The sequence below is a fragment of the Nostoc paludosum FACHB-159 genome (assembly GCF_014698835.1).
Classification (GTDB): domain Bacteria; phylum Cyanobacteriota; class Cyanobacteriia; order Cyanobacteriales; family Nostocaceae; genus Nostoc; species Nostoc paludosum.
On sequence record NZ_JACJTU010000015.1, the window covers coordinates 58,834 to 85,111 of the forward strand.

The following is a 26,278-nucleotide window of genomic DNA, read 5'->3' on the forward strand; positions in this document are numbered from 1 at the left end:
TTAATTTTATCCAGATAGTTTAATTATTATGATTTGCCATTGCTCTAGTACCTAGCTGTTAAGTTTCCAGCACCAGAAGCTGGCAAGGGAATTTACCTGTTGAATCTGGTTACGGAATTCTTACACATTAGACTTCTTGCAGAAGTCGGGGAAAGGAGAAAGGGGGAAAGCTTTGGTATTTTCCTTTCCCCTTTAACATGTATCCCTTTTCCCACAAGAGTGCAAAAAACACTTTTGCAAGAGGTCTATTGAGGATAGTAAATGCCAATTTGAAATCACACTGCAAATTTCGCTTAATTGCGCCAAAATAGTTATATTTATAGTTTAACTCCACAGGGCTTGAGAGTTTTACAGACGATAAAAAGTATTGGCGAGTGAGGAATTTTACGAAGCTAAAACCTAGATGCAGTATGTGGATAGCACCTGCACGCTAGCTCACTGAGGGTCAATCATAAAGTTTTTGTCAGGTGCTATTTGGTCGCTACCATTGGGGTGCTGTGGCAAGTAGCTCCATAACCAATTGTTCTTTTATGGGTTTAGAGAACAGATATCCTTGAGCAAAATCACAGTTTAAATTTCTCAGTTGGGTTAACTGTTCTTGCGTTTCAACGCCTTCAGCGATCGCGCTCATTCCCATTGAGTTAGCAATACCAATCATTGCTGGTACTAACCCCATATTTTCTTCGTTTTCCTGCATCCGTTTGACAAAAGATTTGTCAATTTTGAGTGCATTTAAAGGAAAGCTATGCAGATAACTTAAAGAAGAATATCCTGTACCAAAATCATCCATAACTAATTTAATTTTACGCTGCTTTAATTGTTCGAGAATTATTTTAATTGCATTAGTATTTTCCATAATTACACTTTCTGTAATTTCTAATTGTAAATGTTCTGGATTGATTTTATTTTCATTAATTATTCGGTCAATTTGATCCAGTAAATTGGGTTGTGAAAATAATCTAGCACTCAAGTTTACACTAATACTTAAAGGTTCTGGTGTTATTGGATGATGTTGCCAGATACTTAGTTGATGGCAAGCTGATTGTAATACCCAAGTATTGATGGCACTAATCAAACCTGTTTCTTCTGCTACAGGAATAAATTCTATGGGAGAAACCAAACCGCGAGTTGGATGTTGCCAGCGTACTAAGGCTTCAAATCCAGAAATTCTGCCTGTAGTTAGGGAAACAATTGGTTGATAATAAACCAGGAATTCTTGTCTTTCAACAGCCCTCCGCAAGTCGTTTTCCAACTCTAAAAGATGAATGGCTTCCTGGTGCATTGCTGGGTCAAAAACGTGATACTTTGCCCTTCCTTGAGCCTTAGCACGATACATTGCTGTATCAGCATCTCGCAGTAAATATTCTGGGCGATCGTAATCTTTATTACCCCAACTAATACCAATGCTGGCATTCATAAAAACTTCATATCTCGACAGTTTAAAAGCCAGTGATAGCTGTTGGAGAATGCGTTCGGCAACTTGGATTGCGATATTGATATCTGCAATATTTTCCAGCAGAATGCCAAATTCGTCACCGCCTAATCGTGCTAGGGTATCAATAGGTATCAGGCATGTTTGCAAGCGGTGGGCGATGGCTATGAGCAATTCATCTCCTACTAAATGCCCCAGAGAATCATTAATTACTTTAAAGCGATCGCAGTCTAAAAAAAGTACTGCAAATTTATAATTAGGTTCTTGCTTAGCACGATTGAGAGCATTTTTGAGTTGTCTGATAAACAATACTCGGTTTGGTAATCCAGTCAGAGAATCATGCAGTGCTATATCTAGAATTTGGCTTTGTAATTTCTGGCGAGAAATAATTTCTTCGTGGAGTTTTTGCAGAGCATTTTCTAACTCCCAAGTCCGCTGTTTTACTCGATGTTCCAATTCAATATTAAGTTTCAATATTTCCAATCGTGCTGACCTTAAAGCCAGTTGATTTTGTACCCGCACTAAAACTTCTTGAAACTCAAAAGGTTTGGTGATGTAGTCTACCCCACCTACGCGAAAGGCTTTCACTTTGTCAAAAACATCATCCAAAGCACTAATAAAAATTACTGGAATATCGGCTGTTAGCTCCCAAGCTTTAAAGGTTTGACAAATTTCATAGCCATCTACTTCTGGCATCATAATATCAAGCAGAATTAGATCGGGTAATACTGTTTGAGTTGCTGTCAGCGCCATTTGCCAGTTCAAGGCTTTACGAACGTTATACCCTTCCCTTGTCAATATTGAAGATAAAACCCGCAGGTTATCTGGCATATCGTCAACGATCAAAATATCTTTTTTATAAGGGTCTAAATGCTCGTAATTCATTCTAGGTTTGTTCTGGTCAATTCCATGATTTTCTCAAACTGATAGTTATTTGCTAAATCCCTGAAGACTTGGAAAACTTGACTCTTATCAGATGGAATTTCTTTGAGTAACTGTAAAATCAGGTCATCGCTACAGCTAGCTGCGGCATAGTGTATCTGTTGGAGCCACTCAGGGGGCATTTGTGACAAATGGCTCAGGAGTTCAGCAACACTAGTAAACATTTGTGTGGGTTGCTCGGTAACCGATGTGTTTGTGATTGGTATTTGGCTGGTATATTTTACGCCCAAATGTTCGCTCAGTTTTTCTAATAATACTTCCTGGGTGAATGGCTTGCGAATAAAATCATCACATCCAATGGACAAAGTTCTCTGGCGTTCTTCTTCAAAGGCGCTAGCAGTCAGGGCAATAATAATGGTGCATTTAGGGGAATAGCTTTGGGGTGTTTCAGGAAAGTCGCAAAGGGGAGCAAAGGAATTCGCCGTTGGACAAAACTGACTCCCACTCAAGTGACTAGCAATTAGCGTTGGACTTTGGCAGTTTACTTCACTTGGTACAACTTCTTCTCTATGCCTCAATTCTTGAGATTTAATGATTCTTGTAGCTTCATAACCGTCCATGACAGGCATTCGCATATCCATAAAAATTAAGTGCGGTTGCCAAGATTTCCAATTGACAACTGCTTCCCTACCATTTATAGCTTCCCTAACTTCAAAGCCCATAGATGTGAGAATTTTGACTAGCAACAGACGGCTTTCTTTGGAGTCGTCAACGACTAAAATCCGGTATGCTTCTTGAGCAGCAGCTAAAGCGATGACTGGGTATTTATTTTGGTTTGTCGGCATTTCTCTGGGACAAGCCAGAGCAATCTGAACGTCAAAAGTAAATATACTACCAATACCGGGAGTACTGCTGACAGTAATACTTCCACCCATCAATTCTACGTATTTACGGCTAATTGCCAAGCCTAATCCTGTACCTTGTTGGGATTTTCTCCCGATTTCGGTTTGCTCAAAAGCCTCAAACAGCAAATCAATCTCTTCTGGCGCAATACCGCAACCAGTGTCTTCTACCTCGAAGATTAGGGATTGGGTAGACGAAGAAGACGCGGTGACAGGGTGACGGGGTGACGGGGTGAAAGAACTGTCGGTGTCTTCCGTTGGCAAAGCCATCGTCGCAAGCCAATGCTCTGACTTGTTTGCGTGTCCTCCAGTCCCTAGCTTCACCCTTAACGTTACCCTACCATTATCAGTAAATTTGATGGCGTTACCCAAGATATTGAGTAATATTTGATATAATTTATTTTCGTCAGTTTCTATGTACTTGGGCAGGTCTGGAGCATATTCAAATACTAGTTCTAAGTTTTTTGATGCGGCACGTAAGTGCAACATTTCTCCTAAGTTTTTCAGCAGATGAATTAAATCAAAGCTGCTCAGATTTAATCTGATTCTACCAGCTTCAATTTTAGACATTTCTAGAATATCGTTAATTAAATTCAATAGATGTTCGCCAGCACGATTTATAATTGCTAAGTTTTGCTGATGTTCGCTAGATAATGAGTAATCTCGGCTCATAACTTGGCTAAAACCAAGAATAGCATTGAGTGGGGTACGTAGTTCGTGGCTCATATTAGCGAGGAATTCGCTTTTGGCAAGGTTGGCGGCCGCGCTGCGTGCTGCTTCACGAATGGCTGCTTGTTTTTCCTGTGCAGCGATTTTTTGTGATTCGAGCAGTTCTTCTTGGGTGATTTGCAATTGCTCAATAACTTGCTGAAATTCATCAGTACGTTTTTTGACTTGAGCTTCTAAGATGAGGTTGTATTCTGCTAGTAATTTTTCTGCTTGTTTGCGTTGACCAATATCAAAAAATGTAGCGATCGCAAAAGCCAAATTCCCCGATTCATCATAAATTGGTTTTCCCAAAACTTCAATGGGAATAATCTTGTCATGACGACGGATTTCCATATCATCAATCCTGCCGCTTTCCCCTTGCAATGCTCTTACAATTGGCAAGCGATCGCTAGGATAAAGTTGATTTGTACCAGCAAGATAAGCTTGATATACTCCTGACAATTGTTCGGGGACAACTTCTGCTACTGCCCCTTGACCAAGAATTTCTTGAGCAATTTCATTTGTATAATAAGGATTACCTTGAGCATCTAGAATAAACACACCTACTGGCATAGCTTCTAAAAATTGAGTCAGCCGACTTTGACTTTCAGATAGCGCTTCATTTAAAACTTGCATCTCGGCATTCTTGGCTTCCAAAACACTAAAGGATACTTCTAGCTGCTTGGCCATAGTTTCAAATGATTTGGCTAGTTCTCCTAATTCATCAGAGCGGTTAATTTTTGGTGTTTGCTCCCATTCTCCTTCTGCAATTTTCTTCGCTGATGTATTTAATTGTAGAATCGGCTTAATTATCCACTGAGCAGTAAAAATCCCAATTTCTGTAGCTACTAACAAAGCAATTATGCACAGCCAAAATGTGGTACGGGTATTGGCGTTAATTTGCTCCATAAATTCCCCTTCAGGAATTACTGCTACAATTAGCCAATCCAAACCCAAATCGTCTTGCCAACTTTTTACTTGTACGAAATAATCTATTCCATCGACAGTAAAATTTAACTGTTTTTTTCCCGCAACAAACTCAAGACTACCAAATTTTTTGATTAAATATTGTGTTGTGAGTCGAGTTACAGAATCTTGGCTATCTAATCCCGATATCCGCTTCGGTCGATCGTTAACCATACTATATGGTGACTCACTAGAAGAAGCTACTATTAATCCCGAACGCTCTAATATAAATGTTCTACCAGATTGTCTGGTCTTTACTTGGGATAAAAAACTGCCGATTTGTGACAAAATCAAATCAACACCAATCACCCCTATCATCTGGCGATGTTTATTGTAAACAGGATAGCTAGAAGATATGGATAAAATTTCTGGTTTATCTTCCCATTGATAAATTTGACTCCAAACTGGTTTGCCAGCCTTGACTGCATCTGCATACCAAGCTTCTTGGCGAGGATCGTAATTTTTGACTTCTTGCAAATGCTGGCGATTTCCTTGGTTATCTGTAGTGTAAACATAAAGTTTACCTATACCTTGTTTTTGGGTAACTTCATTAATTAATAGCTGGCCATTATCTAAACGCTCAATACCAATAAATTCACCTTTGGAATTGGCAAAGTTGTTGTAGCCAATGTTAAAAACCTGCATTTGCTTCCAAAAGTAATTTCCGGTGGTTTTAAAGTCAGAAAGATTGAGCAAATTTAACTCAATTGCATCTAAATTAATTTGATTAATTTGTTTCGGAGTTGTTAAATAGCTATCGAGATGCTGTTCAACGCGATCGCAAATTTCGTTTTCTAATTGAGCAGCAAGTTCTTTTACCGCTTTTTGTCCGTTTTCATAGGAAAGATAGCCCACTAGTCCTACTGCCCCGCAAATTTGCAATATAAACGGGACAATCAGAATATACCTCAGGGGCATCTTGGCATAGACTTTGCCAACTAAGCAATTGAGAGATTTAACGGGCTGAAGTTTAGATAACATTGTTTTTTGATTCTTCCCCAGGGGGTACTAGGGGCATTTTTGTCATATCAGCTACATCCCAGAACAGGATCACTAGGGTGTGTCATAGTTTCAGCTTATGACATATTTTATGCTTTAAAGTATAAAAAAGTACTAAATTCTATTTGATATACTTGTTTGACTGGCTGAGTTCCTCCAATATCTCAATTTTTAAACTTAATGATTACACCTTGATTTGCTCAATTTTATCTAGCAATCTATCAACAGGTTTTCTAGAACAGAAATTGAAGCGAACAGCTACAGTATGCCATTCTCAAATTCAGGTTGCCATTAGCACCGAACCATAAATTTATTTTGGAATTGCTGATGTCTTGCTTTTTCGGTATTAAAACCTTTAAGTTTATATAAAGATCTAGATCGTAGGTACAACAATTTTTAGATTTTGATGTAAACAGACACTAAAAATCAAAAAAATCAAAAAAAGTTTACTCTATATTTTCCAATCTTGCAAAGTGTTAATTTTGTTATGCAGATATCTCAACTTTTGTTCCGATTTGTAAAATTTTTCCGGCTGATGATGCAGGTAATTCTGTATTGATGCTCAATCTGTAGAAGTGATTGAAACGCGATGAAGTAACCCATTCTGGTAAGGTTGCTTGGCGATGGTTTACAAAGATTTTTTGAAAGTTTGGATAAGGTTCCCCCAAATAAGAATCCCGTGTTGGGACTATACAACGTTGACAAGGTTTAACTCCAAAAAAATCCACATCTCCGACTCGAAAGGAGACTAAATCACCTTGTTCGCTAAATAGCCGATCTTCCCAAAATGCTGGTACACCATCGATTTCGATATTGGCGCGGATTCTGCGCCGCATTTCATCTACACTTAAACCGGGAAACCAAGAAGCCACTTCTACTAACGTTGCTGTACTAATTACCGTTGGGCCGGGTGAGTCTGTATCATCAGGAAAGCCGATGAGAGAATTTTGTTTGAGTATCACACCAAACCCAAAAAAATCACTCAAAGTTGCTTCTAATGCTTGCTGTTCCTCATACAAATGAAAAACTTTTTGTGAGTTACTACCAGGAATTTCTAGCGATATAGTTTTATTTGAAACTGTGAATTGCGAGTTTCCAATGAGGCTTGTGTAAGACGCCCGCAATAAATGAATTTTGGCATGACGCTTGCCATTAACAAATCTACCCTGTTCATCAAAAATGGCAAATTCTCTGTCATGTTCTAGCGCACCACTGTCAAGAACTCTAGCACTCTCAACCTCAACACCATCCAGCGACTTAACCGGATACAGTAAAATTTTAGCTAGGTAAGGCATCATAGCAATTTTGGATTTTGTGCTACTCAGAAATGATTGATTCTGAATTTTGAATTCTTCTTCAATTATGGATAAAGTGGTGATTTATCGATTCCCCCAATATGGTTGAGAGGCCAGAAGCGAAATACAGCACGACCAATAATATTTTTGCGGGGGACAACACCCCAACAACGGCTATCGTAGCTACTGTTACGATTGTCACCTAGTACTAAATATGAGTCTGCTGGTATTGTTTGAGGTTTCGCTAAGAAGGGTGGTTGCGCCCCTGATAAGCAAACATCAATTAATGTATTCTGACTTGAACTAACGTAATTGTCTTCTGGGAGAGGTTGATTGTTGATATAAACTTTGCCATTCTGAAGTTGTACTTTTTCTCCAGGTAAACCGATTACGCGTTTAATAAAAGCATCCTGGTATTGTTCTTTTTTCAACTGTTCAGTAGGCGAAAAAACCACAATATCTCCCCGTTGTGGTTTAGAAAATTTATACTTCAACTTATCAACAATGATTTTATCTGCTTCCCACTGGTTTGGTGTACCATGCAGAGTCGGTTCCATAGCACCAGAAGGAATCCAGCGTCTTTCAGTAAAAATCAGGATATACACAGCAATAATCCAGAAGACTAGTATTACACTACCTTCTACAATCATCTTACGGTTGATACTGGGCATATCATAACCAATTCAAAGTTAAAAGTTAAAAGTTAAAAATTTAAAATTCAAAAAGCCGACAGAACAAGAGTTTGCGAGTGTGTATCTGTCGCATTGTTTTTTTAAATTGATATCGCCTTTTGTTTTGGTTTGTTAGTTGTACTTTCTCCTTTGTTGTCATTTTTTTAGATCGATGGTGTTTATGGAGTTGTTTGTGGATATAGTGGTGTTTTATCAATTCCCCCAATGTGATTTAGAGGCCAGAAGCGAAATACAGCACGACCAATAATATTCTGGCGGGGGACAACACCCCAACAGCGGCTATCGTAGCTACTATTGCGATTGTCACCTAGTACTAAATATGAGTCTGCTGGTATGGTTTGGGGTTTTGCCAAAAAGCGCGGTTGGGGAGCGTCTTTACAAACATCAATAACTGTACTCTGCCCTGAGCTTAGATAATTCTGTTCTGGCAGGGGTTTATCATTGATATAGACTTTGCCATTCCTTAATTGTACTTTTTCTCCAGGTAAGCCGATTACACGTTTAATGAAAGCATCCTGGTATTGTTCTTTTTGTAGCTCCTCAGTAGGTGAAAATACTACGATATCTCCGCGTTGGGGGCTGGCAAATTTATACTTCAACTTATCGACAATGATTTTGTCTGCCTCCCACTGGTTTGGCGTACCATGCAGAGTCGGTTCCATCGATCCAGAAGGAATCCAGCGTGCTTCAGCAACAAAGGTACGAATTCCCAGAGCTAGAACAATACTTAAAACAATTGTTCTACCTAGCTCTGCGATCCAGGAATTATCGGGTTGTTGACTTGAGTTATTATCAGACACTTTATTTTGCATGAAATTACTTAACTAAGAGAGAGGGAGGTAGGTAATCAACTAGACTAAAGTGATTTTATCTGTTAATGTTAACGGAAAAATTTTAATTTCCTAGTTAGATTCGGATTTTCACGAGGTTCTTCATAAATTAAAAATAAACTTTTTTTTAACGCTCCGCAAAAATTCGTGACTCAGAGCGCGACTAAGTTTAACCTAAAAGCATAGTTATCTGTAAAACGTAAGCTGCTTTTGGTGACGAAGTTGTTCCAGAAGTAGCCTGAATACTTGCCAAGATTATATTTCCTGATTTTGAATTTTAAATTGGAATTGCTAACCCCCATGTCATCTCCAGAAAGTTTACTGATTCGCCACGCTCGTATTATCCTACCCAATGGTGAAGTTATGATTGGGGATGTGTTGACGCGCGATCGCCAAATAGTCGAAGTTGCGCCAGAAATCTCCCAAACAGAACTAGCCACAGAAATTGACGCACAAGGGTTAACTTTGTTGCCAGGAGTCATCGATCCGCAGGTGCATTTCCGAGAACCAGGACTAGAACACAAAGAAGATTTGTTCACCGCCAGTTGTGCCTGCGCTAAAGGAGGAGTGACTTCTTTTTTGGAAATGCCCAATACCCGCCCCCTGACCACAACGCAGCAAGCTTTAGATGACAAGCTAGAACGTGCCTCCCAAAAGTGCTTGGTTAATTATGGCTTTTTTATTGGGGCAACAGCAGAGAATCTACCAGATTTGCTTCTAGCTAAGCCAACACCAGGCATTAAAATTTTTATGGGGTCGATGCATGGTCAATTGCTGGTTGATGGCGAAACAGCGCTAGAAGCCATATTTGCTAAAGGATCTCGCTTGATTGCTGTTCACGCCGAAGACCAAGCCAGAATCAACCAACGACGCCAAGAATTTGCCAATATTCACGATGTAGCCGTTCATTCCCAAATTCAAGATAATCAAGCAGCTTTGTTGGCAACTCAACTGGCATTAAAACTTTCTAAAAAATATCAACGTCGTTTACATATTCTGCATCTGTCAACAGCCGATGAAGCAGAGTTGCTGCGTCAGGATAAACCGAGTTGGGTAACGGCAGAGGTGACACCACAGCATTTGTTGTTGAATACCAGCGCTTATGCACAGATAGGCACTTTAGCACAGATGAATCCGCCTTTGCGATCGCCCCACGATAATGAAGTCCTCTGGCAAGCTTTACGGGATGGCGTAATTGATTTTATTGCCACAGATCATGCCCCCCACACATTGGAAGAAAAAGCACAAGAATATCCCAACACGCCGTCGGGAATGCCTGGGGTGGAAACTTCCCTAGCTTTAATGTTAACTGCGGCGATGGAGGGAAAGTGTACTGTTCCCCAAGTTGTGAATTGGATGTCCAAAGCTGTGGCTGTGGCTTATGGTATTCCTAACAAAGGAGCGATCGCACCAGGTTATGATGCTGATTTGGTGCTTGTAGATTTAAACACATATCGTCCAGTCCGGCGTGAGGAACTGTTAACTAAGTGCCGTTGGAGTCCTTTTGAAGGCTGGAACCTCACCGGCTGGGCTGTAACCACCATTGTCGGCGGCGAGATTGTTTATGACAAAGGGCAGGTAAATACCCAAGTGCGGGGTCAAGCTTTAACTTTTTTGTAGCAAATATTTATTTAAGCTTACGTAATAGATAAGTGATTATACATCAAAGTAATACTTAGGCTGGCAAGATTTTGATCTACCAAAGCCAAGTTTAGTGCTGCTGTACAAAATTCAAAATTTAAAAAGTTTATCAAGTAAGCTGTTTAAATTTTGAATTGTTTGTCTCTTAAAGTCTTTGGTACTAGAACTTGTTTGAAAAATTGACTTGGCTTCTTATAGAAGTCAGGAAAAGTGCAGTTTCCACAAATCGCAATGGGGGACGAGGATAAGGATGAGTATCCGTCTCTTTACCCTTTTGACTTTAGCTAGTTCTGGGTTAAAATCACAAGCTTCTAAAAGTGGCTTAATTACGAATTCTGAATTCAGAATTACCAAATCAAGGAGAATTGTTATCTATGTCGTTCAAAATTCTTAGTTTAGACGGTGGTGGTATTCGTGGAGTAGTTAGTGCACGCATACTTCAACAAATAGAGCAAGAAATTAGAATTCAGGGTAAAGGAGAATTTTTACACGAATACTTTGATATGATTGCAGGCACTTCTACTGGTTCCATATTAACAGCTGGGATTGCTGTAGGAAAAGAAAGTTATGAATTAATGAAACTTTATCGAGAGAAAGGAAAAGATATATTTCCGCAGAAGAGAAAAGATCGCTACAAAAAATTACCAGCTATAATTCAAAGCGTTTTAGATGTATTTTCGCCACCAAAATATTCTCATGATGGCATAATTAATGTTCTTAAAGACGCATATAAAAACAAAAGAATTAAAGATATTCAAAAACCTATTATTTTGATTCTTGCTTACGATACACTTTATCGCAACACAACATTTTTTACGAATTGTCATCCCGATTTAGGAGACAGATGGTACGATGACTGCTATTTATGGGAGATATGCACCGCTTCTGCCTCTGCTCCTACTTTTTTTCCGCCCTATAAATTAGAATGTGTTGATAAAGACAAATTTGGCCATTGGGTATTCCCACATATTGATGGGGGAGTTGGTGCTAATAATCCCTCTCTAGCGGCGCTGAGTTTAGTTTTGAGAGTAAGTCAATCTAATTCAGTTTCTCAAACAATTAAGCAACAATATAAACTTGATAATTTGCGGCTAGAAGATATCTCTATGCTTTCTATTGGTACAGGTCAAACTGGCGAACCATATCAATATGAACAAGTAAAAACATGGAGAGGTTTAGATTGGGCACAACATTTGACTGATATTTTTATGGAGCCTACATCGGAAATTGGTAGTACAATTTGCCGTCAAATTATGGGTGGATATAATTCTAAACGTTACTTGCGTCTTCAATTTGACTTAAACGAGAGATTTAAAGCTAAGCCGAATGAAACTTATAAAGATAGTAGGATTTTATTGCGGCGAGAGGAGCGCAAAAATCAGTTTACCCAAGAAAATGTTAATGAAGAAATGGATAACACCCATAAAGAGATTATTGAACAATTAATAGATACGACATCTGCTTTCATCGACCAAGGCTATAGCTACTATACGAGAGATGGAAATGGGCCGCAGGTAAAAAAGGCGATCGCCTCTTTTATTAGAGATAACTAGTGCATCCACCTAAGTAGATTTATGTTAGGCAAGTTATTCTAAAATTTATCGTATTTCTACGCTATAGCAGAGAACAGGGCTGGAGCAATAGGCAACAGATTTGAAAGCCTGTTAATTTCGGAGTTTTACGCTGCTTCAACAGCTATATTTTATGTAGAAATACGATAAAAATTACTTATTTATTTCTTTATCTAGTACTATTTACAGATGTAAATAAAAAAAATATTGATAATTGAAATTATAAAAATTAGTCTTAAAAAAATAAAATAATTTATTTTTTGTGTATAGATTATGCACATAACTTGGGAATACTAAGTATCAGAACAAGTTAAACAACTTATATACAAATTGATTGTTGTTTAACTTTTCTGTACTAGCTTTAGCTGCTAAATAATTTAGATTAGTTCTCAGAATGACAGTAGAGAACTAATCTGGTTCAACCAAGCCGTTCGAGTTCTGTCAAACTTCTCATATAACCCAACAACAGTTTACATTTGCTCGACTCAGAATCCGTCAAAATTAGGTTTTTAAGTGATTTTTCAGCAATAAAGCTAGTAGATATAACAGTCCTAAATGAGAAAGTGAAATTTTGCATATAGAGTGTTGACTGTTAATAATTAACAGCCAACATTCAACATTCAATCGTATATCTGCTGCTAAACAATTCTCTCGTTTATTTTTGGTTGAGATAACAATGTTAGTAATTTACAGTGGTGAACGTGGTAGTGGTAGATAGAAGGAGTGTAAAACTCCTATTCATACTGAATTCTGACTTCCGACTTGGAGAATTCTGCTGTCAATGACAGCAATAATTTTGTCAATAGCACAATCGAAAGGTGTGATTTCTGCCTGGCGGTCGCCTTCGTCTCCATATGTCAAACTTATACTTAGATAACTATCTGGCTTGTAGGGCATTCGTTCTGCCCATTCAATAGCCACAATTCCTGGTGTCACCTCAACACCTTCCCAGTAACTTTCTAAATTCAGACTTAGAACTTCTTGCGGTTCAAGGCGATATAAATCTAGATGGTAAAGGGGGAGGCGTCCTTCGGTGTATTCATTAATCAAAGTGAAAGTGGGGCTGACAATCGGTTCAGTAATTCCCAAACCCTTGCCAATGCCTTGAACTAAGGTAGTTTTGCCAGCACCTAAATCACCTTCAAGTAAAATAACACTGCCAGGGGGTAGGGATTCACCGAGAGCAATACCTAAACCTAGTGTTGCCTCTGTATCTGCAAGAAAAATTTTCATAATTAGTTATTAGTCCTTTGCTCATAACCAATGCCCTATGCCCCATGCCCCATGCCCTATGCCCAATGCCCCATATTTATCTTCCATGATTAGCTCTACCGTACCACCGCAATAACACGCGTGCTAGTTTCTGCGGATTGTGGCGTACAATACCCGTTTCATCTTCATATAAAACATTAGCTGGGACAATTCGCCGTCCTAACTCAATTACGGCTTCTCTATCTAGGAAAACGGGATGGGAATTTTGCTGGGCGTAGCGGATGAGTGATTGTTCGGAGGGGGATTTTTTCTGTATTAGTACAGCATCAAATAGCTGTCTTTGCTGACAAGCAGCATCAATAGCTCGGATGTGATCTGCAACAGTATATCCTTCAGTTTCTCCTGGTTGAGTCATTATATTGCAGATATAGATACGGGGAACCTTTGCTTTGGCGATCGCATCGGCAATTTCTGGTACTAATAAATTAGGTATCAAGCTAGTATAAAGGCTACCTGGGCCAATAATAATGTAATCAGCTTCTTTAAGTGCCTTAATAACTGCTGGTATCGCTGGGGGATTAGCTGGAATACAACCAATTTTGATAATTTTTCCGGCAGCTTTAGGAATATTAGACTCTCCTTCAATACGGCGACCATCGGCTAATTCTGCCCAAAGGCGAACATCACTTAGAGTAGCTGGTAGTACTTGCCCCCGCACCGCTAGCACTTTGGAACTGGCTGCAACTGCACGTTCCAAATCTCCAGTAATATCGCTCATAGCCGTTAAAAATAAATTGCCAAAACTATGGCCTGTTAACCCATCTCCGGCACGAAAGCGGTATTGAAATAATTCTGTTAATAACTTTTCTTCATCTGCTAGGGCTGCTAAACAATTGCGAATATCGCCTGGTGGTAGTACGCCAAATTCCTGGCGCAATCGCCCAGAAGATCCACCATCATCAGCTACAGTCACAATGGCAGTAATATTAGCGCTGTAAGTTTTTAATCCCCTCAACAACGTAGAAAGCCCCGTACCGCCGCCAATTACTACTATTTTCGGCCCTCGGTACAATCGACGATGCGCCAGCAAAACATCAATCAGTTCCTCTTCATCATTGGTTCTTAATACCTTAGTAATTGACCCTACGGTGCGAGTTTGTCCCCAAAGGAGTAACAGCAAGCCGCCAAGCAGCACCAAAGGCCCGCTGACATAGTTAGGTAAGATTTCGGTGATTACTCCCAGGAAACTCCTAACCAACTCGAACAGCCAAAAAATTGGGGTAAGCTTAATCCAAATAGCTAACCCCAAAATTGCTAGTAGTACACCTCCAACACTGATTAACAACCAACGTTTAATCGATAATCCAGGCGATAACCATTTGAACCACTGGTTAACGCGATAGGAAGTACGAGAGGGCGACTGCTTTCGCAGGGCGTTGAGGGCTTGTCGGAGAAAACCAATTGACATACCTAGATTCACAGCAGTGCTACAAACTAATAATTAACAGAAAATCTACACCACTTGGTTTCAAACACTAGGCGTGAAACTATTATATTTTTCAATCCCATTAGACTAACAAGCAAGTCTCAAGATTGCCAGTGTTCCCAGTTAAACAATATCTTTGACTTGGTAAGAGTGAATTTAATGGAAAAACGAATTTTAGGATTAGACCCAGGACTGGCAATTTTAGGATTTGGGGTAATTACCTGCACGCAAATGCCCAACAAGATGCAACAGACTACAGTAAATATGCTGGATTTTGGGGTAATTAAAACATCAGCGGATGTTGAAATGGCACAGCGTCTATGCATCTTGTTTGATGATTTACACACCGTAATGGAGGAATTTCAACCAGATTTAGTGGCGATCGAAAAACTATTCTTCTATCGTATGTCAAGCACTATCCTGGTTGCACAAGCACGGGGTGTAGTCATGTTAGTGTTGGGACAGCGCCGACTCCCCTATGTAGAATTTACTCCTGCTCAAATTAAACAAGCTTTAACAGGATATGGCAATGCCGATAAGTCTGAAGTGCAAGAAGCCGTGGCGCGGGAGTTAGATTTAGATGAGATTCCCAAGCCGGACGATGCTGCCGATGCTTTAGCAGTGGCTTTGACAGCATGTTATCAGATTTAATTTATAAATCTGATAACATGCTCGCTCGTGTCAATTTTATATCAGTTATGCCTCATAGTAGAGAGGCTACTATGCTGTAACTTATGCCAGGAACCAGACTTGAACTGGTGACACGAGGATTTTCAGTCCTCTGCTCTACCGACTGAGCTATCCCGGCTGGGGCTTTTTTTGAGCCACGATTAATAAATGTAGCAAAGATAAAATGAATTTGCAAGAGGTTGGAGAAAAATATTTATGCAGCTTTCAAGGTCAATTTAAACCAGATGACCACAGCTAAAAAGAGTAGAAACTGGACAAGAACAATACTAGGGCCAGAAGCTATGCTCAAAAGGCCTGACACAATAATTCCAGTAAGGCTGGTGGTGGAACCGACTATTACCGAAATGACTAGAAACCCGCTAAAGTGGTGACTCATTAGTTTGGCAGTGGAGGCGGGAATGACCAAAAAGGCATTTACTAGTAAAACGCCAACAGCTTTAATTGCTACAGCAACGGCGAGTGAAAGCAAGACCACAAAGGCGTAGCGGTACAATTGCACAGGAATACCTTGAACCTGCGCTACATCTGGGTTAAGTGTCAATAAAATTTGCTGTTGGAGAGTTGATAGTAAAAATATGGAACCCCCCACAAGTACCAGCAGCGTCAAAATCAAATCTGTGGTATCGAGGGCCAGAATATCGCCAAACAGTACTTGCATCAAGTTGCCACGATATCCTTTGATGAGACTAGTCAGAATTAGTCCGATCGCTAATGCCCCAGATAGCACTATACTAAGTACGCTATCGCTACCTAAGTCGGTTTTATCGATAAAGTACAGGACAACAACACCAAAAATTAAGGTAAAAGGTAACAGCATCCAAGTAGGATTTACCTGTAGCAGCACACCCAAGGCCACACCCACCAATGCTGCATGACCAACGGCATGGCTGAAAAAAGATAGTTGGCGCAGGGTAACAAAACTACCCAACATGCCACCAAGTATTCCCATCAGTACAGCTTCTACCATCGCTCGCTGCATAAAGGGGTATTCTAATAAGCTGACTAAGTTATTACCGTTGGCGATCGCTAGCCAAGCTATCTGACAATTATTGAAGAAATCCATATTTATGGGGACTGGGGACTGGGGACTGGGGAGATGGGGAAATAGGGAGGTGGGGGAGGGTGGGGGAAAGATTTCTTCCCACACCTCCCACACCTCTAATGCCCCATGCCCAACTTAATCGTGATGGTGCTGGTAGCGACTGAACCCTGGGCCATAGGTTGCTAAGAGATTTTGCGGTGAAAGGGCAATTTCCGGTTTTCCTGTGCAAACAATGGTTTGATTGAGACAAAGCACGCGATCGCAATGACGGCTTACCATATCAATATCATGGGAAACTTGCAATACTGTCCAACCCTCTTGCCGCTTTAATTCATTTAGCAAAGCGTAAAAATCCGCCGCGCCTTGTACATCAACCCCAGCAAAGGCTTCATCTAGTACTAACAATTTCCGTGGCTTCACCAGGCAATAAGCTAATAACACCCGCTTCAACTGACCACCGCTAAGAGTACCAATAGCTTGATGCTGTAAATGGTAAGCATCGGTTCGCCGCAAAGCTTTTGTGACTGCTAACGATTTATCTTCGTCTTGTCTCCACAACTTTGAGAAAAATGAATCTTCCCTTTTGCCTTTTGCCTTTTGCCTTTTGCCTTCACTTGTCCATCCTAGTCCTACTAATTCCCTGACAGAAATCGGAAAGCTACGGTCAAAGAAAAAATTTTGCGGCATATAGCCCAACAAGTGACGTAAACGCCCCAGTTTTGCAATTGGACGATCCAATATTTCAATCGTACCAGCACTTCGAGGTATCAAATCCAAAACAGCTTTTATTAGAGTACTTTTACCAGCACCATTGGGGCCAACTATAGCTGTATCTGTTCCTGGCAACAATTCAAAGGAAACATCTCGTATAGCTAGATAACTGCCTTGATAGACTGTTAATCCTTCTACTTTTAAAATAGCAATGTTATTAGTCATTATTTATTGGGCATTGGGCATTGGGTATTTGTAAAGAACAAATGACAAACTTATTTACATGCAGTTTCTAAAGTTTGTAAGTTAGCTTTCATCGCTTGGAAATAATACTGTGGATCTGTTTCACCACTCTCCAGAGAATCTAAAGTACGCAAACTTAATTTCAAGTCTTTTGAAAGACTAGTCAGCAATTTATTATCTACTCCTGGTTCGCTAAATAAGGCTTTAACTTTATACTTTTTCACGGCGTTGATTGCATTTTGCACATCTGTTGGCGAAAGTTGATCTTCGGGAATTTCCACCACAGCAACTTGCTTGAGATTGTTGTAGCGTTTGGCTAAGTATGGAAATGCATCATGAAAGGTCACGAAAGTGCAATTTGGAGTCTTTTGTAATGTCTCTTGAAATTCGCTGTTTAATGTTTCTAATTCTTTAATATAAGCCGCAGCATTAGCCTCGTAAGTCGCTTTATTTCCTGGGTCGGCTGCTATTAAACCATCGCGAATATTGCTTACTTGCTGTTTTGCTAAAACTGGATCTAGCCAAACGTGAGGATTACCTTTAGCATGTTCGTGGTCACGTTCTTCTTCAGTTTTGGCTGTTTTCTCAACAGGTGAAATTTCATTTAACGGTTTAATATTTTTACTAGCATCAATTTCTGTTAATTTAGAATTTTGGGCATTTTTGACAGTATCTTCTAAAAATTCCTCCAACCCTAAACCATTTTTTACTAATACATTAGCAGTGGCGATCGCTTTCACATTTTCTGGTGTCGCTTGATATTCATGTACCTCCGTACCAGGTGGCACTAAAATTTCTACATCTGCGACATTTCCAGCCACTGCCTTGGTAAACAAATATATGGGCAAAAATGTGGTCACTACTTTAGTTTTTACCGGCTGTGGTGTTGGAGTAGATGCAACTTCCTGTGTTTGTGGCGACTGTTGGGCAGCTGTTCTTTGATTCTGATTCGATTCGCTACAGCCAGCAACCATTAACAACACTAACACCGCAACTAATGACATGATGCTGTTTCGTCGTCTGTATGTTCTAAATTTTCTCCAATTCCCCATTACCGTATTTCTCCCCAAAACCCATGCTTGCTGTGCCTTTGCTAGAGTTTTTTTGACAATGATACTTATTCTACATCTTCCACTATAATAATTCTCATTCTCATCGACAAAATTTTTTGTTTCAGTAAATGCTGTGTAAATACTTACAGGCAAGTTTAGTGGAGAGGAAGCCTCTACAATTAAGTTTTCCCAAAATAATTAGGATTTATTGACATAATTTATTAAAAAGCTTGCATACTTCTGATAAGATTACTGACGAGTTTTTAATAAAATGTGCTTTCAAAAAAGCATGGTGTGAGTGCGAATAGTAGATAAGTGTGAGGAGAAAAATGCAAAAATTTTGTAAGTATCTGCTAGTTAGTCCAGCAGTATGCAGTGCAATGGTATTTCTGAGTACTGCTGCATTTGGTGGTGAAACATCTGGCACTTCCCAAATCAATCAACCGCAAGTTTTAACTAGTCCAAACACCAAAGTTGAGAATATAGTTCAAAATAAAACAACGGCACAAGTTACTTCAGTGTCTCAGTTGTCAGATGTGCAAACTACAGACTGGGCTTTCCAAGCATTGCAGTCGCTGGTAGAACGCTATGGTTGTATTGCAGGATACCCAAATAGCACTTATCGTGGTAATCGGGCACTGACGCGGTATGAGTTTGCTGCTGGTTTGAATGCTTGTCTAGATCGCGTTAATGAATTAATTGCAACAGCTACTGGTGATTTAGTTAGCAAAGAAGATTTAGCCACACTACAAAAACTGCAAGAAGAATTTTCCGCCGAACTAGCGACACTCCGGGGTCGTGTGGATGCAGTAGAAGCACGTACAGCTGAATTGGAAGCCAATCAGTTTTCTACCACAACCAAACTGCAAGGACAAGTTGTTGCTGTCGTTAGCGATGTTTTGTCAGGAAATACAGTCAACGGTGCAGAAATTACAGAGGAAAATACAACCTTAGGGGTACGGGCACGGATAGAACTTGTCACCAGCTTCACAGGACAAGACACCCTGTTTACTAGAATCCAAGCGAATAATATTCTCAGTCCTGACATTGGTACACCAGAGGGTAATTTATTCTTTGCTGGTGAGGATGGTACCACTACTGCTGCGATCGATGCACTGTTTTACAGATTTCCTTTGGGGAAAAAGACAGAGGTGATTGCTATTGCCAATGCAGGTGCAGCAGATGACATCACTAGTACTGTCAATATCTTTGATGGCGATGGGGCTTTTGGTGCTTTGTCCACCTTTGGTACACGCAACCCAATTTATAACCAGATAAACGGCGCGGGATTAGGATTGACATACGAATTTAGCGATAAATTAGCATTAAGTTTAGGGTATTTGAGTGGTACAGCTAATAACCCTACACCCAATAATGGTTTGTTCAATGGTTCTTATGGTGCCCTGGCACAGTTGACAGTTCAACCAAACGATCGCATTTCTCTTGGTTTAACTTACATCAATTCTTACAACCAACCATTAGCCACAGGTAGCAATGCAGCAACCTTCCAAGATATAGCTACTATCCAGGGTTTACCAGAAGAAGAAGTCGGATTTTCCAGTAATTCTTATGGTGTGCAAGCATCCATTGGCATTACTGACAACATAGTTTTAGGTGGTTGGGTTGGATACACCAACAGCCGAAGCTTGAGAGGAAACCGTGGAGACGTTGACATTTGGAACTATGCTGTTACCCTTGGCTTCCCCGACCTCGGTACAAAAGGTAGCTTAGCAGGTATTATTGCGGGTGTGGAGCCTAAAGTTACAAGTTCTAGCCTCGTAGGATTAGCTAGAGATGAAGACACATCTTATCATTTGGAAGCATTCTATCAATATAAGCTCAGTGATAATATCACCATTACCCCAGGAGTTATTTGGCTAACATCGCCAGATCATAACAATGATAATGATGATGTTGTTATTGGTGCCTTGAGAACCACATTCAGTTTCTAATTTTCCAAATCTCAAAATCAAGACGCAAACTTATCTCTTGCGTCTTGATTTTGTCTGCTATTTAAAAATTACTCCCTTACCACTGTAAGAGTACTTAATTTTTTAACTAACGGCAAATAACGCCAAGCAAGAAATTAAGTAATTATATGGTAATCAAGGAGTAAAAAATTTTCAATTTTCATTGAAAAGACACGTAATACTATTTTATGAAATACCTGATACGTAGGTAGCAAGGTACAGTTCTACGCTTCTACAGCCAATTTATTATGTCGCAAATATTTTTGGGAGCGATCGCCTTTTCCACATCTAGCTTGCATATCCAATATTTGATGAAAGTTTTGTGGGGTGGGCATCTTGCCCGCTTTAATTATGCAATTTAAATGTGAGGAACTGATGACATTAAAGTTAATTTTAAGCCGTCTTTGATTTGTGTTTGATAAACGATCCAGTACTTCATCTCACCAAAACCCAAGAAAAAGTTTGCTGATAAGAACAAAAAGACCAGCCTCCCACAGCTGGTCTCAAAAATGTTTTTTCGCGTTGTCTTCTCAAGAGAGTTAAAACCCAATTGCGCGTTCCCAAAATGCAACGGGCAACTTTTCTTAACAATATTGTAACAGCCAACACAGATTTTTCAGAAAATTTCATCAAAAAAAGATATAAGCAAAATTTAAAAGCTTCTATCTATCAGGAGAATTGGCTACAACGTAGGGTAGAGAAGGGGAGTGTGGGAAGTGTGGGGAGCGTGGGGAGTGTGGGGAGAGAGGGGAGTGTGGGGAGATGGGGAAAAAGAGAATTTATGCTTCCCACACCTCCCACACCTCCCACACCTCCCACACCTCCCACACCTCCCACACCTCTCACACCTCCCACACCTCCCACACCTCTCACACCTCCCACACCTCCCACACCTCCCACACCTCCCACACCTCCCACACCTCCCACACCTCCTGCTTGCCCTATGCCCTATGCCCTATGCCCATGACTAATTGTGGTTTTCCCCAGAGGATGGTTTCTTGCTTATAAATGGCAATCCCAGGTTTTGCACCTTTAGGTTTGTAGACGTGTTTTAGCTGAGTGTATATCACTGGTACTTGGTCGCTCTGACGGGCACGACTGTAGTAAGCTGCAAGATTAGCCACAAATTGCAAATCAGTTTCTTCTACAATTGCACCGGGTTCAAGGCGTAGTAGTACATGGCTACCCGGAATTTCTTGAGCGTGGAACCAGAGATCATAATCTCCAGCTACACGAAAAGTTAATTGGTCATTTTGGCGATTGTTGCGACCGATTAATACTTCAAAGCCGCTGGGAGTACGGTAATGATAAAAGTGGCTGATGGAGTTTTCATTACTGGGGCGATCGCGGTACTCTGGATCTTGTAAATACTTTTGCCCAATCAGTTCTTCACGAATTTCTTCTAAAGCTTGCAAATCTTCTGCTGTTTGGTAGTTGTCTATCTGGTCAATGGCAGCTTGCACTTGCTCTAAATAATCAATTTCTGTCTGCACTTCTAAAAGTAGCGGTTCCACAGCAGAACGAGCGCGTTTAAGTTTTTGGTGCTGTTTGTAAAGACTTTGGGCATTTTGGACGGCATTTTTATCCGGTTGCAGAGCGATCGCTACTGGCTCGTTACTCTCAAAATCTGGGATAATTATCTCTTTCATCCCCGGTTCCCAGTTTTGCAGGTGAGCCATTAATAAATCAGCTTTTTGCCGATATTCATCGGCTCGATCTGATTGCTGCAAGCGTGTCTTAAAGGTTTGAGCTTTGTTGTTTAATTTCTCCAAAATATTATTTAATTTCTGACTCAACTGATGGCGCAATTGGGAAAATAACTGTTGATTGAGTTGGTCAGTGTAGTAAAGCTTGAGTAATTCTTGGGTGTCTTTGGCGCTTTCCACTCCACCCCAACCCATTACTGTGTAGCCGTCTTTTGTCCAAGCGGGTTGAAATTTATTTGAATCTAGAGCTTGCAGCCATTCTTGCCAACGCTCAAATAAACTTTGCCAATCTTCAGGTTTAAGGGTATCGGTTGATGTTTCTGATGGGATATTTGCTGCTAACAACATTGATTCTAGCAGGGCAGCACTTAAACCACTATAACTTTTGAGTAATTGCCGCTTGATTGCTCCTGGTACTAAACTTACCCGTTCTTGCCAGCGTTCTTGAGATTCACTCAAATTGGGGAGAGTCCCAGTCAGTTTAGGTGGTGTTTCGTAAGGTTGTCCGGTTTGAATGGGACGGACACTAGATTGTTGCTGACTGACTTGGTGTGCAGGAGCGATAGTTATATTGCTAGCATCGGTGAGAATAACATTGCTATACTTGCCCATAATTTCTACATACACATGATACAGGGCACTTTCTCCGGGACGCCGAGCAAATTGTAAATCAATAACACGTTCCCAAGGAGCGATCGCTTCAATTCCCACTAAGGCCAAACCACCCAATTGGTGTATCAGTTGTTGGCTGAAGGTGAAGGTATCAGGAATTCGTGGTGGCGGATCGCCGATGCAAATATGTGCAGCTTGAGGATGCCAAGAAATCTCTAGCCAACCCCGCTGTTTCAAGGTGCGTAATGCTATGACAATAGTATAGCGATCGCGTTGGTAAACTTGCTCTGTCCTAGAGGGTAGCCAGTTCGTGCGTAGTTCGCTACAAGCAGCTTTTAGGGTGGTAAAGTCAACTGGTTGCACAAAAATTAATTATTAACTTTCAAATATCGATGCCCAGTATATGCTATCGCGTCTAGTTCATACTGGCATAACATCAAAAAGCGGTCAGCATTAATCAACCTAACTGCATTTGTCCTGCTATTAATATTATTTACGTTGTCTAACTGGTGAAAAACAATGTAGAGACGTAGCAGTGGTACGTCTCTACTGAAAATTTATGTAATATTTCGTGATTAATTTCAAACCCACATAAGTACTTAATCTCTTCTCTAGCGATCGATCTAACCTCTATAACCCTCATTATGACGTTGGTTGATTAATCCTGCTTATGCTTGCAATGCTTTTACCACCATCAGGTATGAGCGGCTTTTAGTACTCATACCTAACTTCGTATTCGCTAGCTTCATTGATGCTGCCTACTTGTTGATTGATATCGCTTTGACTAAAGTAGATATCTTGTTGTTCTTCAACAGAAGATTCCAACTTATGAAAATGTAAGCGTATTTCTTTATTGACTGGGTTGAAAACTGTTTCTAAGTATTTCAATCTCCAAGAGACTCGAAAATTGTCGATATTTGCAAACTCATAAATCTTATTTGGCTCAAAAATTAGTTCACTCATGACGACTCTGATACAGTTTTCAGTTCATTTTACGCTGACGAAAATTCTCCAGACCCTATCTATATGGAGAGGTTTAACTTTCTTGAGTGATTTCTCTAGTTCCAAGCTTGAGCTTTTTCACTTTGAAGCACCTGTTGTACCACCAAAAATCACCAATAGAGAGAATGTTGAGAACATATCCAGGGGCAAAATTAAATTCTCATAAAACACATACTACATTGGGGTAGCACATGTGTGCTACCCCAATGTTGATGATTATGTGTTGGTTATTGCCAATTACCTGTTACTAAGAAGGTTATTTGGTAAGCAATGCTGGTTCTAGTTCTTTAGCTGTTTCTCCCAAAATCTCGTTGTAGAGTTCGCTCAGTTGATTGGCGACGCCATCCCAACTAAACTTAGTTTCGACACGCTTTCTACCAGCTTTACCCAATTCATCTCGCCATTCTGGATTCAACAGAATTCTGTCGATCGCATTTGCAAAACCAGCTACATCTTGCGCTGGTGCTAATAAACCAGTTTGTTCGTTAACGACAGTAAACTGAAGTCCACCCACATCACTTGCCACCACTGGTGTACCGCTGGCCATCGCTTCAATTGCCACCAATCCAAAGGGTTCGTAGTGACTGGGAACAACGCAAACATCGGCTGCTGCATAATAAGTTGGCAAAATATCTTGACTCAAACGACCGGGAAAGATGGTAAGGTCACTCATCCCTAATTCGTTGACAATTTGCTCAATGCGATCGCGCTCAATTCCGTCGCTGTTACCTGGAGTGCTACCACCACCAATAATTAGCTTGAGGTTGTTGGACTCCCGCAGTTGAGACTCATTGACTGCACGCACTAAGGTTTCTATACCTTTGCGTGGATCGAAACGACCGACATACAATACTATTTTGGCTTCCGGAGCGATTCCCAATTCCAATCTGGCTGCATCTCGTCCAATCGAGCCAAATCGCTGAATATCTGTACCGCAGGGAATGATATCGATATCACCTTTTGTGGAAACGAGCGATCGCATATGTTGATGTTCCTGCGGACTCGTCGCTACAATTCGTTCTGCTGTCTCTAGCACTTCTTTTTCCACTGCCAATCGCTGACTGGCAATCAATGGAATATTCTCTATCGTGTTGTATTTTACTGCTCCTAAAGAGTGGTAGGTGTGAATCTGTTTAACTCCTTGAATTTTCTTCAACTCCATCCCTACCCAGCTAGAAAGCCAGTAGTTAGTGTGAACTAACTGGTACTCAATATCATTTTTTACTTGGAACTTGAGGAAATTCTCCACAAATTCTGGTAAATATCCAAAAATCTCATCTCTGGGCACAAACTCCAAGGGGCCTGCTTTTAAACGAATAGTTCGACAATTCTCGCTATGTTGAACAATTGAGTCTTGCTCCAGACTAACCTTGCGGGTAAACATATCAACTTCCCATCCAAGCTGCGCTAGCGCTTCACCCACATGGCGCACGTAAACATTTTGTCCCCCGGCTTCTTCTTTCCCTATTTCAATCGCCGGGTCTCCGTGGACGGAAATCAAGGCGATGCGTTTTTCGGTGGTAGAGTTCATAGTTTGTGTGTTGCGGATTGTAACAAAGTTTTACTAGGTTCCAAGTAGGCGTGCCTCATAGCACGCTTTCCTGAATTATTTAAGAACTTTGATTATTATTGATTTTAATTTAATATCTCTAATATTTTTTTACATCTTCTGCCAGAAGTATACTTTTAGATTAAGTATATGTATTTAATTCTTTTATATTTAAATGGCTATATTTATATCTAATACTTCGGATAGATGAAATTCTATTTTTTGTCTTGTTCGCAGAAAGCGACTTTTATAGATACGTTTATTAATTAGTTAATTACCTTGTTTATACTGCTATAGCTCATAAATGAGTTATTTTTTATACATTACAAGTCTTTGAGATGATAATCCTATAGCTATAATGCTCTTTTAAAATCAGGACTTACGCACACCCTACGAATCCTTGGCGTTCTTCTGTACGAGACGCTGCGCGTTGGCGTAAGCCTATCGTAGAGAAGGCGGTTCGATAAATTAAGCTTTTTGGTAATTTTTGCGTAAATCCTAAAAATGCTTACAGATATAATTTCATTAATAATTTGAAAATTCTACAAACAAAATATTTAGTGTAATTTAATACTTTTGTAAAAGTGACATGATCTACTTGAGTTTAGAAATTTCCAGACTTAAGAGATATCTAAATATTCAGTTTTGGCTTCTAATTTCTTTGAATTGAGTATATTGAACTTTAATTTAAAATTAATATAAACTTAATCTATGTAATATTTATACTCAGTAATATTTGCTACCGATCAAAAATAAAACTTGATTCTAGATTTGAAAGATCTCGAATTTGCAAACAAAAATGGTTCTTGGCAACTTTTGGTGATGATGAAAAGTTACGCGCTTTAAGGCAGAGGGCAGGAGGCAGAAGGCAGAAGGGTTTTAAGATTCTGCCTGTCGTCGTAGAACTTGTGGCCAAGACTCAGATCGAACTTGAAGACTTTTCTTGTGATCTAGAGGTTCTGTAACCCTTGCACAGCAGGAATTTCTGTAGTTTTCTTCTTTCTTCCTTCTGCCCTCTGCCTTCTGCCTTCTGCCTAAACCAGCCCACTAGTGATCACCAAAAGCTGACAAGAACCACAAAAATA

The 26,278-nt window shown here is 40.1% G+C and carries 18 protein-coding genes and 1 tRNA gene; 4 read left to right on the plus strand and 15 right to left on the minus strand.

What is annotated here, in order from left to right; translation table 11 throughout:
- Nucleotides 1-481 precede the first annotated feature (481 nt).
- The 5 genes from H6H03_RS16930 to lepB (H6H03_RS16950) form a co-directional block, all read right to left on the minus strand.
- Nucleotides 482-2,317 (minus strand): two-component system response regulator, encoded by a 1,836-nt coding sequence (locus H6H03_RS16930; protein WP_190956246.1) that lies wholly within the window; start codon nt 2,315-2,317, stop codon nt 482-484.
- On the minus strand, nt 2,314-5,871 hold the full coding sequence (locus tag H6H03_RS16935; protein ID WP_190956247.1) for an ATP-binding protein: 3,558 nt from the start codon (nt 5,869-5,871) through the stop codon (nt 2,314-2,316). The genes H6H03_RS16930 and H6H03_RS16935 overlap by 4 nt, the downstream gene beginning before the upstream one ends.
- Nucleotides 5,872-6,374: 503 nt before the next feature.
- Entirely contained in the window at nt 6,375-7,184 is an 810-nt protein-coding gene (locus tag H6H03_RS16940; protein WP_190956339.1) for an MOSC domain-containing protein, read from the minus strand.
- Between the two features lie 65 nt (nt 7,185-7,249).
- Nucleotides 7,250-7,855 (minus strand): signal peptidase I, encoded by a 606-nt coding sequence (gene lepB / locus H6H03_RS16945; RefSeq protein WP_190956248.1) that lies wholly within the window; start codon nt 7,853-7,855, stop codon nt 7,250-7,252.
- 179 nt (nt 7,856-8,034) lie between these two features.
- Nucleotides 8,035-8,688 (minus strand): signal peptidase I, encoded by a 654-nt coding sequence (lepB, locus tag H6H03_RS16950; protein WP_190956249.1) that lies wholly within the window; start codon nt 8,686-8,688, stop codon nt 8,035-8,037.
- Nucleotides 8,689-9,006: 318 nt separating this feature from the next.
- Here lepB (H6H03_RS16950) and H6H03_RS16955 point away from each other — a divergent pair, with 318 nt between their 5' ends.
- Both H6H03_RS16955 and H6H03_RS16960 read left to right on the plus strand, forming a co-directional pair.
- Nucleotides 9,007-10,326 carry a dihydroorotase gene (locus tag H6H03_RS16955; RefSeq protein ID WP_190956250.1) on the plus strand — a complete coding sequence of 440 codons (1,320 nt, stop codon included), beginning with the start codon at nt 9,007-9,009 and terminating at the stop codon, nt 10,324-10,326.
- Between the two features lie 395 nt (nt 10,327-10,721).
- Nucleotides 10,722-11,900 (plus strand): patatin-like phospholipase family protein, encoded by a 1,179-nt coding sequence (locus H6H03_RS16960; protein ID WP_190956251.1) that lies wholly within the window; start codon nt 10,722-10,724, stop codon nt 11,898-11,900.
- A 756-nt stretch (nt 11,901-12,656) separates the two neighbouring features.
- On the opposite strand, the gene tsaE is transcribed toward H6H03_RS16960, so the two are convergent.
- On the minus strand, nt 12,657-13,151 hold the full coding sequence (gene tsaE, locus H6H03_RS16965) for a tRNA (adenosine(37)-N6)-threonylcarbamoyltransferase complex ATPase subunit type 1 TsaE (RefSeq protein WP_190956252.1): 495 nt from the start codon (nt 13,149-13,151) through the stop codon (nt 12,657-12,659).
- Nucleotides 13,152-13,227: 76 nt separating this feature from the next.
- On the minus strand, nt 13,228-14,598 hold the full coding sequence (locus tag H6H03_RS16970) for a gluconeogenesis factor YvcK family protein (RefSeq protein ID WP_190956253.1): 1,371 nt from the start codon (nt 14,596-14,598) through the stop codon (nt 13,228-13,230).
- Nucleotides 14,599-14,775: 177 nt separating this feature from the next.
- Between H6H03_RS16970 and ruvC the strand changes: the two genes are divergently transcribed.
- Nucleotides 14,776-15,267, plus strand: a complete 492-nt coding sequence (gene ruvC, locus H6H03_RS16975) for a crossover junction endodeoxyribonuclease RuvC (protein WP_190956254.1) — start codon at nt 14,776-14,778, stop codon at nt 15,265-15,267.
- A gap of 84 nt (nt 15,268-15,351) precedes the next feature.
- Here ruvC and H6H03_RS16980 read toward each other — a convergent pair.
- The 4 genes from H6H03_RS16980 to H6H03_RS16995 form a co-directional block, all read right to left on the minus strand.
- Nucleotides 15,352-15,424: transfer RNA gene (locus H6H03_RS16980), tRNA-Phe, on the minus strand.
- Nucleotides 15,425-15,499: 75 nt separating this feature from the next.
- Nucleotides 15,500-16,369, minus strand: coding sequence for a metal ABC transporter permease (locus tag H6H03_RS16985; RefSeq protein WP_190956340.1), 870 nt, complete (start codon nt 16,367-16,369; stop codon nt 15,500-15,502).
- A gap of 114 nt (nt 16,370-16,483) precedes the next feature.
- The gene (locus H6H03_RS16990) at nt 16,484-17,284 is read right to left on the minus strand and encodes a metal ABC transporter ATP-binding protein (protein ID WP_190956255.1); all 801 of its coding nucleotides are present in this window, start codon (nt 17,282-17,284) and stop codon (nt 16,484-16,486) included.
- A gap of 50 nt (nt 17,285-17,334) precedes the next feature.
- Nucleotides 17,335-18,354, minus strand: coding sequence for a metal ABC transporter substrate-binding protein (locus H6H03_RS16995; RefSeq protein WP_190956256.1), 1,020 nt, complete (start codon nt 18,352-18,354; stop codon nt 17,335-17,337).
- Between the two features lie 329 nt (nt 18,355-18,683).
- Between H6H03_RS16995 and H6H03_RS17000 the strand changes: the two genes are divergently transcribed.
- Nucleotides 18,684-20,306, plus strand: coding sequence for an iron uptake porin (locus H6H03_RS17000; RefSeq protein ID WP_190956257.1), 1,623 nt, complete (start codon nt 18,684-18,686; stop codon nt 20,304-20,306).
- A 687-nt stretch (nt 20,307-20,993) separates the two neighbouring features.
- On the opposite strand, the gene H6H03_RS17005 is transcribed toward H6H03_RS17000, so the two are convergent.
- From H6H03_RS17005 to H6H03_RS17020, 4 genes are all read right to left on the minus strand, one after another.
- Nucleotides 20,994-21,251, minus strand: a complete 258-nt coding sequence (locus tag H6H03_RS17005; protein WP_190956258.1) for a collagen-like triple helix repeat-containing protein — start codon at nt 21,249-21,251, stop codon at nt 20,994-20,996.
- 14 nt (nt 21,252-21,265) lie between these two features.
- Nucleotides 21,266-23,005: an Rqc2 family fibronectin-binding protein gene (locus tag H6H03_RS17010; RefSeq protein ID WP_190956259.1), complete on the minus strand. Its 1,740-nt coding sequence runs from the start codon at nt 23,003-23,005 to the stop codon at nt 21,266-21,268.
- Nucleotides 23,006-23,353: 348 nt separating this feature from the next.
- Nucleotides 23,354-23,605, minus strand: a complete 252-nt coding sequence (locus H6H03_RS17015; RefSeq protein ID WP_190956260.1) for a hypothetical protein — start codon at nt 23,603-23,605, stop codon at nt 23,354-23,356.
- Between the two features lie 295 nt (nt 23,606-23,900).
- Complete coding sequence (locus H6H03_RS17020; RefSeq protein WP_190956261.1) at nt 23,901-25,175, minus strand: glycosyltransferase family 4 protein; 1,275 nt, start codon at nt 25,173-25,175, stop codon at nt 23,901-23,903.
- Between the last annotated feature and the right edge of the window lie 1,103 nt (nt 25,176-26,278).